The sequence below is a fragment of the Micromonospora sp. NPDC005324 genome, assembly GCF_040607155.1.
Lineage (GTDB): Bacteria > Actinomycetota > Actinomycetes > Mycobacteriales > Micromonosporaceae > Micromonospora > Micromonospora trifolii.
Genome location: NZ_JBEXGE010000076.1, coordinates 1 through 11889, shown reverse-complemented (window position 1 = coordinate 11889; position 11889 = coordinate 1). Strand labels below are relative to the sequence as shown.

Sequence of the window (11889 nt, the reverse complement as noted above, 5' to 3'; positions counted from 1 at the left end):
CCATCTTCCGACGCCGGCATCAAGCCACAGCCAAGAGCAGCCACTACGCCCGACAAGTCCTCACAGAACCGTGAAACGGATCTCCTGCTGGAGTATTAGAGCATCCACGCTTAGCGTGGGTGTTCATGCAATCAACTTACCAGCTCACGAGGCTGAGACAAAGCATCCCGCCCCAGCTCCTCAATAGGGCAGCTTTGACAGTGCTGTGAACTCTCCACAGGGAGTTGGACCGCACTACTGGCTCGATGAGCTGTAGTCCATTCCCGTCGCCACAAGACCTTCGCCCGAGGCGAATAGCCCGGTGGGGCCTGCAAGCTGCAGATGAGCCTGGGACCACAGCGGCGGCCCCGCCGTGACCAGTGTGATCCGGCGTTCGCAACCTCGCTGGCAGCGCCCCAGTCATGCTGACCCCGAAGTCAACCGAGAGCCGCTGGGCGTCACTGGTTCCTCCTGCGGCAGGCCAGCAACGATCCGTCCACCTAGGAGGTGTCGGAGTCGCTGGTCGCCAAGGATCTCGTAACCCGCGCGGGCGGCGAGTGGGTGCCTTGGTGACGGTCGGCCTGCTCGGACTGCGTTGTTTGGCCACGCTGACTACTCAGCAGGGCATCAGTGATAGCGGAGTACCGGATGTACTCCTGCTCAAGCCGCAGCGAAGGCGCGAAGACATCATCGAGGAGGTCACCGAGGAGCGACCGTTCTTCTGCGGTGAGCTGGGAGAGTGCGCGGCGAGTCGGACTGGGCTCGGATCCCCAATGCCCACGGTGGGCCAGCAACGTTTTTCGGTCCATGAGTATCGAATGTGCATGGGGAAAGATTTCCCGGATTCGATTAAGGATTGCAAAGCCGTGTGTGTCGATATCGCCCCAGTAGACGATATTTCGTTCGTGAAGCCATGTTAACGGCTCGAGTTTCGCTACCGCGTAGCCGCTTCCGTGGATTACGGCCGCGTCTTCGATGGCGGGGAAGGCAAGGAAGGTGGTCTCGTTCTCGACGACGTAGATGGTCGATACAGGCGATGGCGTCGCGGCCAGCTCGTCGGCGCGCACAGTGATGTCGGCGAACGGCGCGGAGCGTCGGTGTTCGTCGAGGAAGCGGATCCGAACCAGCACCGGCTTGGGTAGCAGTCCGTAACGTTCGGCGAACGCAGACGGCGGATAAGCGATCTTGATCCGCTCGGCGGGTAGGTGCCGATCCAGGATTTCGGCAAGAATGCCGCGGCGTGTCTCGATGAACTTCGTGTCAACGCCGGGGACGTCCACCTGCCGCAGGTAGGTGGCGGGGTTGCCGTGCCGACCGATCCAGGTGGCCGTGTCGAGGAGGCGAGTCCAATCTTGGTGATGGTGAAGGACCTTCATTGGGTGCTCCATGGCCCACTGAGCTACCGCCGGTGAGGCAGAGTGGGTCAGGTCGAGCAGGACTTGGTAGCGGTCGACTAGCTGGCGAACGCCGAGCGTTCGCCAGAGGGCGTCGGGGGTGTCAATCCACGCCTTGTGCGGTAGTTGGTTGGTGCCGACCAGTCGACCGCCGACGCGTCGGTATTCGACGCGTACGGTGCTGCCATCGGTCTGCCGCCAGCGGGACGCCCACTGTTGGACGTCGCCGAACTGGTTGGCGATCGCCGTGACGTTCGGCCCTTTGAGCGCAACGCTGACCGGCGTCGGTGGTGTGCCTTGGGCGACGTGACGGAGGAAGTCGCCGCGGTCCCAGCGTCGTCTGAGGCTGGCGATGACGTCCTCGAAGGTGCTCCAACCGGTGGAGTCGCTCCTCGCGGGCATAGCTAGATCTCCGCCGAGGCTTCCGTGTGGGCTTGCCGCCGGTGTTGGTATTCCTCGATGGTCAGTGTCTGTAGTCGGGAAAAGTTGCCGGTGGGGTTGTCGACGAAGCCGACGGCGGATACGTGTGGCTCGATGACGTGGATCTTCTGCAGGGGCGTGACGATCAGCAGTTGCAGGCCGAGGCGCTGAAACAGGGCGAGGGCGAAGCGGGTGGAGTCGTCGGATCCGCGGCCGAAGGCTTCGTCGATGACGACGAAGCGGAAGGTGCCGGTGGTGTCGGCGTCGAGGCGGAACTGGTAGGCCAGGGATGCTGCCAGGATGGTGTAGGCGAGTTTTTCCTTCTGCCCGCCGGACTTGCCGCCGGAGTCGGCATAGGTCTCGTACTCGGCGTTGCCGTCTCGCCAGCGTTCAGTGGCGGTGAAGGTGAACCAGTTGCGGACGTCGGTGACGCGCCTGGTCCAGGCGCGGTCGGGTTCCGTCTGGCCCTCGCGGCCTCTGAACCGTTCGATGAGGGCCTTGACCTGGAGGAACTTGCGCTCGGAGTACTGCTCTGAGTCGTCGTTGCCGAGGGCGTCGTCGGTGCATGCCCGCAGCTCGGTGCGGAACTCGCGGATTTCGACGTTGGGGGTGGGGTTCCCATCGAGCCGGATGTATCGACCTGGGTTGTAGTCGATGCCGACGAGGGACTCGTTGATGGTCGCGATGCGTTCTTTGATGAGCGCAGCCTGCTGACGTAGCTGGGAGTGGAAGGTGGCGATGTCGCGGATGGCGTTGGTGTTGAGATAGGTCTTGAATTCGTCCTCGAAGCGGGGCAGGTCATCGTGGACGAGGCGCTGATGCATGGCCCGGTACTCAGCGTGGGCGGCGAGCGAGGCGTCCATCTCGGCGCAGTCGATGGGATACCTGCTGCGGAAGGCCGCCATCAGGCCGACGGCCTTGTTGCTCTCCTGATTCTGCTTTTTCATGGTGTCCTCGCGTTGACGGTTCAGCGTCGTCGTGAGGCTGTCGCGGAGCCGGTACCAGCCGTCCGGGGCGGCCGGCGGGGCGGGGATGAGAGCCATCAGTTGGGGGAAGTGAGCGGTCGCTGCGTCATGGCTGGGATCGTGAAGGAAGTCGTCGGCTTCGGTGCGTCGTTGCGTGGCTGCGGCCGACTCGGTTTCGGCTACCGTGATTGCTTTGTGGTGTTCGTCGCGGCGGACTTTCGCGTCGGTGATGAGACCGCTGAGGCGTTCGAGTTCGGCGGTGAGCTCCGCGATCCCCTGGGCGCCTGCCTCGATGCGTTGTTTCTCCTCACGTAGAAGCCCCGCTTGGCGGGAGGCTGCCTCCCAGTCGAGGTCGGTGAAGTCACTGAACATGGTGATTTTGTGCAGGTCCGCCAGCCGCAGGCTCAGCTTCTTGAGGGCGTCGCCATGCTTGCGCTCGGTGGCGCGTGCTGCTCGCAGGAGGGTGTCGATACGTGTTGCCTCGGCGATGAGCGCCTCGATCTTGGACTCGCTGGACCAACCAAGGACGTACTGGCTGCGGTCGTCGATGCGCCTGCGGTCGTCCTTCTCGTGTCGCCCGGATGGGTCCTTGAGCTGCCCGCTGCGCGTGATCGCCTTGGGTTCGCGCCGGAAGTCGGCCATCGATGTAACGCATCGATGCGACGCGCGGTGCCGCAGCTCTCGCTTGAGCCAGGCGGTGAGCGGTGAGTCTTGCAGGTCGAGCGTGTCACACAGCAGGAGAGCATCGTCGGCCGTTGGCTTGTCAGCCGACCGGAGCACGGCGAGCGGCACGCGGTAGTAAACGAGCCGCCCGCCCAGGTGGTGACCGTCAACCCAGTCGGCGACCGCTCGGTAGTGCTCTTCGGGGACGAGTAGCGAGAGCGCGAAGCCTCTCAGCACGCGCTCTGCGGCGCCCTCCCACTCCGCGTGCTCGGCACGCACCTGAATCAGTTCACCCACGTAGGGCAGTTCGCCTTCCGGCAGTTCGATTGCGGCGCACAGTCGCTGCCGGAGGGCCAGGTTGTGCCGGGGGATGTTGCTCGGCCGGCCATTGAGGCTGCGCAGCTCATCGTTGACCTCTGCGGCCTCCTTTTCGAGGTCTCGAACAGCGACACCTGCGTCGGTGGCGGCGGTGTGCAGGTCGGCGACCTCGCTGTCGTGCTGCTGAATCTCTTGCGTCACGGCCGCCTGTCGGGCAGCGAACGTGGAGGCGTCAGCGATTCGCGCTAGCTTGGCGGCGTCGAGTAGCGCGTTAAGGCTGCTCAGGCGGTTGCGCCGCAGGTCGAGGGTGTTCTCCATGTCGGTGATGTGGCGTTCGAGTTCGCCGAGGCGGCCGCCGCCGAGGCCTTCCCGGGCGAGGTCGGCGCGGCGGTGCGCGTCCTCCATGCCTTTGATGTCGTGATCGACCTGGCGAACGAGCCCTTGGTTGCGTTCTCTGTCGTCGGCCAGGGCTGCGATCTGCTCGTCCAGGAGATCAGCGCTACGGCGTGCGGTCAGGTGTGGCAGCGCGGCGCGTTGGGCATCGACTGTTTCCAGGGTTCGCCCGAGTCGTTCGTGTGCGTCGCAGGCGTCGATGATCGGAGTGAGTCCGGCGATCTGCTCTCGCGCTCGGAGGACGGCGTCATGGGCGCGGTTGAGGTCGTCGAAGTGGCTGATGAGTTGGCGGATCACCGCTGCGGAGTCGAAGGGTTCGAGCATGTGGCTGCGAACGAAGTCGTTGAGGTTCCCGACCGCTTTCATCGACACAGTCTGGTGGAACAGATCCATCGCCTGCTCTGAGGCGATGCCGAGGCGGCGACGGAAGTCCTGACCGTATTCGGGAAAGTGGTCGGCGATCTTCGCCCCGTGCTGGCGGAGCCGTCGACGCAGTTGGCTGATCTCGGTGCCGAAGTTGAGGAAGTCGTCGGCGATCGTCAGTGCGGTGCCGGCGGTGACGTAGAAGCGTTCCGGTTGGCCGGTGTTTCCATCGTGCAGCCAGAACACCTGTGCGAGGGTGACCGTCGTGCCCAAGCTCTCGTCGGTGAAGACCCCGAGGATCACTGAGAAGCAGCTACCTGCGCGCAAGCCGACCGGCCGGGATGTGCCGGTCGCGTCATTGCTTTCTGACTTGTAGTACCCGAGCACGTAGGAGCGCAGTGATCGTTCGCGGGTCTCGGCTCCGGCCGCCTTGTTGTAGGAGATCTTGTTGGCCGGTAGCAGGAGGGTGGTCACCGCGTCGACGAGGGTTGATTTCCCGGAGCCGATGTCGCCGGTGAGAAGGCTGTCGGCTCCGTCGACGTGGAATGTCCAGATCCGCTGGTCGAAGGTGCCCCAGTTGCGGACCTCGAGACGGTGCAGACGGTAGCCATGTTGTGTCATGCGGCGCCTTCCGCGTCTGGGGAGAGTTCGGCGGCGTACTCGGAGAGCCGGGCGTCGAAGTCCGCGAGCCACTGGGCGTCGACGAACGCCTTGACGATCCGGCGGACCTCGAAGCTGGGCTCCTTGTCCTTTGTCCTGCGTAGGAAGCCCAACTCGATGACCTTTGTCAGATGGGCATCGATCTGGTCCACCAGGCGGGCGTCGTCGGTACCCGAGGGCATGAACACGGTGAGCATGTCGATGATCTGGCGGCGAGAGAGAACGAGTCGAGGGTCGGACCCGCTGGCGTCTGCCTCGGCAAGTTTGCGGCGCAGCAATGCCAGCAGGAGACTGACGTGAAACGACAGGGACCGACGAGGCACTAGCCGCGGCACGGGCGGAAGGTCCGGGTCCTCGGGTCGGGACTTCAGATAGGCGTAGCCCTCCGACTCGTCAACGACGACGACCAGGCCGAGCACGGCGACGTGGTCGCGGACGTGCGGCTGCAGGACTGACAGGTGGTGCCACGCTGCCGTGTGGGTATCGCGGTAGACCACGCCCTTCATCAGCTGGGTCACTGCCACCGACAGTGATGGCTCGTCCTCCGAATCGGTTGGAGTCACCGGTCGCTGTCCTCCCTGTCGCGGACGAACGTCACGGTCGGGGCGGTCGCCGTGCGACGTCCGCCTGCGGCATCGGTCCAGGTGATCGATTCGCGACGCGCCTCGTCGAATGTCACCGTGAACGAGCCGTCGTCCAACGACAGGTAGGCGACAAGCTCAGCCAGGCCCTCTTTCAACGGATGACGGCTCATCACGTCTCGCAGGGGCACCTGAGGCTGCTCGCGCAGCAGGTCACGCACGGCGGCTATCAGGCGGGCGGGGTCGACATAGACTTGTTCGAACAGCGCGGACAGATCGACCTGCCCGGTAGGTTCCTCGGCGGTGACGCTGTCGACGGCATGCCCGGCGCGGGGCCGGTACAGCGGCCGTTCCATCGGCAACACGACATCGACCTTCGTGTCGTCAATCGACGTTTTCACCGCCGACGTGTCGCCGTCGCGAAGGATCAGCGCGTGCGCTTCGATACTGCGCAGGACATCCATGACCCTGCGATTTTCCAGCCACGCTTGGTCGTCGAGGAACCGGCGGAGCTGTTCCGAGAGCAGCCGGACCGTCGATTGGGTTCGGCCGGCCGCGTTCAACCAGTCGTGCTGCACGCGGGTGATGCGGTGATCGACCTGTCCGATGGCGTCGAGTGTCTGCACGCGTTCCAGCAGGTCGGTGAACTCCTCCTGTCGTCGCATCGACAGGAGGAAGTCGTAGAACGCGTCGAAGCTGCGGCCCTGGTCTGACCCGGAGATCGCGTGGCGGCCCCCGACAATCTCATCGAGCAGTTCGCCCTTCGATCCCTGCCAGGCCGCGATCCGCTCACGTACCCGACGGTCCAGGGCGCGGAAGTTTTCCTCTACCTCCCGCAGATCCGCGAGCAGGCTGCGCGCTGTCGCCACAAACTGTTGATACCGGTCGCGTTGGGCAGCATCGTCGAGGACCGTGAAGTCGCCCGCCCGGACCCGAGCGATCTCCGCGTCGATCTCACCGCGGCGTCGATGCAGCTCCTCGAGGCGTGCGTCGGGGTCGGTCTCGGCACCGAATGCCATCTGCCGGAGGAGATCAACCGCGATGTTGAGCCGTGACTCCGTACCAACGAACTCGCGCGCCTGCAGAGTCCGCACCCATGCCAGAGCGCGTTCGACGGCAGGGGTCGCGTCGAAGTGCACCTCGTCGGAGTCCGGCGGGTAGTACCGGCGTAGCCAGCCCGCATCCGCCCAGTCACCGAGGTAGGCGCGGGCGTTCTTCGGAAACGTTGCCTCGCCGTACTGTTCGTTGAGCGCGAACAGGGTGTCATCGAGCCGTTCGGCCAGTTGGTCCCCCGAGATTGACCGGATGTTGTCATCGATGAAGACCTGTCCCAGGAACCGCAGCACTAGTGGGGCGTGGTCGGCGCGAAGCAGCCGCCAGGCGCGGTCCTGCCTGCGCAGCCAGTCAATTTCGTCGTACTCCACCGGCGCCTTCCCTCTCGGGCTCGCGTAGCGGCGGTAGGTTAACCGCACTCTGCGACGAAACCAATACCTGTGGTGATCAACCGACAGAGTTTCGGCTATCGCGGTGACAGTGCAGCGCGGGCTGCCTCACCGGAGCTTGTTGAGCGGCGTCCCGTCGCGCTCGCGGCGCCAGGCTGTCCAGCCGTTGGCCGCTCCAGCCGCACAGGCACTGGCAGCGTCTGATGGCGACTGATAGCGGCGGCCAGCGATCTCCAGCTCTCCGGATGCCAGGACAACAGCGATGAAGGTCTTACCGAGGCGAGGTCGACGCCAGTAAAGGCGTTCCCCCACCTGAAGATCTCCGCGAGCCATCAGAGGGGCAAGCGGACCTTTCGGCGGACCGACCGGCTGCGCCGGCGCGGTCGGTTGGTCGTCGATGTCGACGACGACTCGCACTCGTAGGGGTTCCTTGCGACGCAGCCCGTCAATGACGAGTTCGTCGTCAATCACCAACGTGATCTCCACCGCCACTACTCTCCGTCTCTAATCTTCTGAGATCTTAGGATCGTTCAGGCTTCGGCGATTATCAAGTACGGATGCGGCAATGAGCCGAAGGACGACGAGCACGATGACAGCGAGTCATCGCCATGTCTCGCGCGTCATCACGAGGCGCGACCAGAAGACCCGCCGGTCCCGTGCAAGACTGTCCACGTGGTGAGCGTCCTTGAGCGTGAAGTCTTCTCCGAGGCCGAGGCGGCACGGCTGCTGCGCGTCGCCCAGTCGACGCTGCACTACTGGCTTGAGGGCGACGAACGGCGAGGCAAGAGCTACAAGCCGATCCTGCGCACCGAACCGCGCGGTGGCCGCTCCGTGACGTGGGCCGAGTTCGTCGAGGCTGGCCTGCTGCGTGAGTATCGCCGAACCCATCGAGTGCCAATGGTGGAGCTGCGGGCCTTCATTGACCTGCTCCGGGAGCGGTTCGACGTCCCCTACCCCCTGGCCGACCGCCGCCCCTACGTCGCCGGCCGGAAACTGGTTCTCGAAGCACAGACGGCCGCTGGCCTCGACCCGGACTACTGCCTAGTGGCTGTCGTCGGTGGCCAACTGCTGCTCACACCACCCTCGGCCGCATTTTGGGAACGCGTGACGTGGGACGGCGACCTTGCCGCTGGTTGGCGTCCAGACCCCAATCCCCAGTCACCCGTGCGCATCCTGCCGGACGTCCGCTTCGGCCGGCCGTCGATCAAGGGCATCAGCACCGAAACGATCTGGGAGCAGGACGAAGTCGGCCTCGACGTCGATGAGATAGCCGAGACCTACCAACTCGACGTCGGCGACGTTCGATGGGCGCTGGCATACGAGAACTCCCAGCGAGCGGCGTGAGCCGGATCAAACCCGCCGAGGTTCGCTACTACCTCGACGCTGACCTCCTCGGTCTCGCACGGGTTCTCGCAGGACTACGCCCCGACATCACTTACCCCGGTGACCCCGGGGCAGTGATCCACAAGCGGCACCGGCCGCCATGCCCGATCGCTAGCCCCGCAACGAAGGACACCGTGTGGATCCCGGAGGTAGCCCGTCAATGCTGGTTGATCATCACGCGCGACCGCCACATACAAGAACACCGGCTGGAGATCGCCGCGGTGCGTGACCATGCGGCGAAGATGATCGCGCTCACCGGCGAGGACGCGTCCAGTGTGTTCGCGCAGCTCGAGGTGGTCATGAGTCGTTGGCGCGACATCGAGCGCTGCGCGGCGGAACCAGCACCCTTCATCTACGGCGTCACCCGCACCGGCATGCGCAAAATCTCGCTTTTCTAGCACCGCCTGTCATCCGGCATCCACCACCTGCAACTGGCCGACGGATCTCCCCGCTGTCGGACTCACCGAAGCCGGGCCTGGCCCGGCATACCTGCGCACCAGCTTCCCGCTGCATACGATTGTCAGAGGGGTCGCTGCACCTGGCCTTGTCATCGCAGCTCAGCCCTACCAGCGCAACTTGCGCAGGCGCGTTCGGTCAAGCGGGCGGATCCGAAGTGCCGTCAGTTCGCCCCGCAGTGTCGGACGGACAACCTCAAGCCACTCCACACCGTCGTAGTCGGCAAGGCATCGTGGCGCCGACGACAGGTACCGCAGCCCGAAGCCAGCGAAGTACGGTGTCACCTCGCCTCGGACGTCTTGCCCATGCAGGTGAATAGATCCTGAGTCCACCCCCTGCTGCTCGTAGTGGGCGAGCACGGCTTGCCCCGCTCTGAACGACACACCGCCGGGCTGCCATCTCTCCCTCAGGTACGACGCACTCTCAGGGCTGTCCACGACGCGGTCCTCAAGAGCCACACGTTCCAGTTCGATCGCACGAATGGCTACCGCTTCGAGAACCTGCTCGCGCATCGGTCGCGGCAACCACCGGTCAAGCCCCTCAAACTCGGGGCTCATCGCGTCCCGTGGGGCACGGGCCGCCGTCGGATCTACCGCGATGCCACGCAGCCTCTCCAGAGCGACGCTCAGGTCGTCACCTCGGCGCCACAACAGTGTCAGGTCGAAATCCGCCCGCGTCCGCATGTTGTAGACCAACTGACATCCTCGTGTCCGGCCGATCAGCGGCCGGCGCAAGTCTCCGTGTGGATCCCGGCCAGCACTGAGCGCCTGGGTCCTCTCACTCGCAAACTGCCAATCAGTCCCATCGAACTCGATATCCAGATCGACGTCAGCCGGCTCCGGAGCCCCCCGTGCGAACGAACCAATCACGTACACCTCGGTCACCAACCGAAGCGGCCATTCGTCCTGCAGCTGGTCAAGACGCTCGAGGAATTGCTCGACAAGCAGCGCCGCCCGTTGTCTCTTCATGCCACTGATAGTCACATCGCTGATCCCGCTCGTCGAGTTGCTCCAGGATCGCAGATCGACGAGCCCTACTCACTCGCTGCTCACCGCGGGCCGCAGCATCAAAGTGATTACCAAGATGATCAGCTGTCCGGTCTCCTATGTGCCGGGCGGCTCCTACTTCAGCCGCTGTCGCCGCCCCGCCGGGTTCTCGCCACGATCCTGCCGCAAGGATCACGCCTGACGGTGTTCCTCACCGACGGTGACCGCACGTGGCTCCATAAGCTGTACGTCGGAACAGGAGAAGGGATCCGGCGATGAGCATCGACATCACCTGGGGACGCGGCGACGGCGCCGCGTCGGTCAGCACCGTCGCCGAACTCGACGCCGCACTGGACACGATCAGTCACGCCCACAGCGCATAGCTGCCCTACTGCGTCACCCTCGTCGCTCCCGGCGGCGGCGAGTTTCCCGTCATGCTCGACATCTGCGTCGGGCACCCCGATCGGTCGTTTGTCTACCACGTCGCCGCCGACGGCAGCAGCGCTTGGGGATACCAGCCAGACCTCGAACCCGGGCCCGCGTTCACCTTCGACTACGCCGGCACGCCCACCGACGCGTGGCCCGAACGCACCCGCGTCACCAACGCGACCGCCCGGCAAGCGGCGCGACAGTTCCTGGCCAGCGGCGGGCAACGAACCGCCGCGCTGGCCTGGGAAACCGCCGAATAGCTTCGAGCATGGCCACGGCTCACAGGGCAGATGCCGCGACCACGGTAGGGCGTCAGTCGCGGGGCCGCGCCGCGTGCGGTGCACCCTGGAGCCGCCGACACCCCGGAAGCACCGCACGCGGCCCCCATCCCTTACTCGGTCGTGGGTGAGACGGTGCAGTTCGCCTGCGACCACCGGTCGGCGTGGTCCGCTAGGCGGGCCAGGGGTCTGTGGATCTAAAGGTGTTTCCGGCCTGACCTGCCGGGCGTTGTGCCTGGTGAGGGGGCGCCGTGATGACCGCTACACAGAACGACCAGACCGGACGCAAGAGGCGGCCCGAGCCGTCGGCGGAGGCGAAGGCCGCCGTTGAGCTGGTTCGGGCAGCTAAGGAACAAGGGCTGTCGCTGACCGGTCCGGACGGCTTGCTGAGGCAGTTGACCAAGACGGTCTTGGAGACCGCGTTGAACGAGGAGATGACTGAGCACCTCGGCTATGAAAAGCACGATTCGTCGGGTGCCGGGGCTGGCAACATCCGCAACGGCAGCCGGCCGAAGACGGTGTTGACCGACAGCACCGGCCCGGTGCAGATCGACGTGCCGCGCGACCGGGCCGGCACCTTCGAGCCCCAGATCGTCAAGAAGCGGCAGCGCCGGTTGTCGGGGGTCGACGAGGTCGTGTTGTCGTTGTATGCCAAAGGGTTGACGACCGGGGAGATCAGCGCTCACTTCGCCGAGATCTACGGTGCCTCGGTCAGCAAGGAGACAATTTCGCGGATCACGGACAAGGTGATCGAGGAGATGACCGACTGGTCGCACCGCCCGTTGGATGAGATCTACGCGGCGGTGTTCATCGACGCGATCGTGGTCAAGGTCAGGGATGGGCAGGTCGCGAACCGGCCGTTCTACGCCGCGATCGGGGTCACCCTCGATGGTGAGAAGGACATCCTCGGGTTGTGGGCCGGCACAGGTGGTGAGGGTGCGAAGTTCTGGATGAGCGTTTTGACCGACCTGCGGAACCGGGGTGTGAAGGACGTGTTCTTCCTCGTCTGCGACGGCCTGAAAGGCCTGCCCGAGGTCGTGACGAACGTGTGGCCCCGCACGATCGTGCAGACGTGCATCATCCATCTAATGGGGGCTACCGGGTTGGTGTCGGTGCAGGATTTCGGTCTTGTCCTGGCGGAAACTCGGTCCGGTAGCCGCCGGCGGGTGAGCACTGCAA

The 11889-nt window shown here is 64.9% G+C and carries 10 protein-coding genes; 4 read left to right on the top strand and 6 right to left on the bottom strand.

What is annotated here, in order from left to right; genetic code table 11:
• Positions 1–479: 479 nt before the first annotated feature.
• From ABZS40_RS35520 to ABZS40_RS35500, 5 genes are all read right to left on the bottom strand, one after another.
• Positions 480–1775 (bottom strand): Wadjet anti-phage system protein JetD domain-containing protein, encoded by a 1296-nt coding sequence (locus tag ABZS40_RS35520; RefSeq protein WP_354948994.1) that lies wholly within the window; start codon positions 1773–1775, stop codon positions 480–482.
• A 2-nt stretch (positions 1776–1777) separates the two neighbouring features.
• Complete coding sequence (locus ABZS40_RS35515; protein ID WP_354948992.1) at positions 1778–5116, bottom strand: SbcC/MukB-like Walker B domain-containing protein; 3339 nt, start codon at positions 5114–5116, stop codon at positions 1778–1780.
• On the bottom strand, positions 5113–5673 hold the full coding sequence (locus ABZS40_RS35510; protein WP_354948990.1) for a DUF4194 domain-containing protein: 561 nt from the start codon (positions 5671–5673) through the stop codon (positions 5113–5115). Before ABZS40_RS35510 ends, ABZS40_RS35515 begins: the two co-directional genes overlap by 4 nt.
• A gap of 41 nt (positions 5674–5714) precedes the next feature.
• On the bottom strand, positions 5715–7160 hold the full coding sequence (locus ABZS40_RS35505; RefSeq protein ID WP_354948988.1) for a DUF3375 domain-containing protein: 1446 nt from the start codon (positions 7158–7160) through the stop codon (positions 5715–5717).
• A 126-nt stretch (positions 7161–7286) separates the two neighbouring features.
• Positions 7287–7664, bottom strand: coding sequence for a hypothetical protein (locus ABZS40_RS35500; RefSeq protein ID WP_278180121.1), 378 nt, complete (start codon positions 7662–7664; stop codon positions 7287–7289).
• 186 nt (positions 7665–7850) lie between these two features.
• Between ABZS40_RS35500 and ABZS40_RS35495 the strand changes: the two genes are divergently transcribed.
• Both ABZS40_RS35495 and ABZS40_RS35490 read left to right on the top strand, forming a co-directional pair.
• Entirely contained in the window at positions 7851–8522 is a 672-nt protein-coding gene (locus ABZS40_RS35495; protein ID WP_354948986.1) for a DUF433 domain-containing protein, read from the top strand.
• Positions 8519–8959 carry a hypothetical protein gene (locus ABZS40_RS35490; protein WP_354948984.1) on the top strand — a complete coding sequence of 147 codons (441 nt, stop codon included), beginning with the start codon at positions 8519–8521 and terminating at the stop codon, positions 8957–8959. The genes ABZS40_RS35495 and ABZS40_RS35490 overlap by 4 nt, the downstream gene beginning before the upstream one ends.
• A 165-nt stretch (positions 8960–9124) precedes the next feature.
• Here the strand turns inward: ABZS40_RS35490 and ABZS40_RS35485 are convergent, their stop codons facing one another.
• Positions 9125–9985 carry a hypothetical protein gene (locus tag ABZS40_RS35485; RefSeq protein ID WP_354948982.1) on the bottom strand — a complete coding sequence of 287 codons (861 nt, stop codon included), beginning with the start codon at positions 9983–9985 and terminating at the stop codon, positions 9125–9127.
• A 452-nt stretch (positions 9986–10437) separates the two neighbouring features.
• On the opposite strand from ABZS40_RS35485, the gene ABZS40_RS35480 reads away from it, so the two are divergent.
• Positions 10438–10692, top strand: coding sequence for an Imm1 family immunity protein (locus tag ABZS40_RS35480; protein WP_354948980.1), 255 nt, complete (start codon positions 10438–10440; stop codon positions 10690–10692).
• Positions 10693–10964: 272 nt separating this feature from the next.
• Positions 10965–11889, top strand: a 925-nt coding sequence (locus tag ABZS40_RS35475; RefSeq protein ID WP_354948978.1) for an IS256 family transposase, incomplete at its 3' end; no start/stop codon positions are given.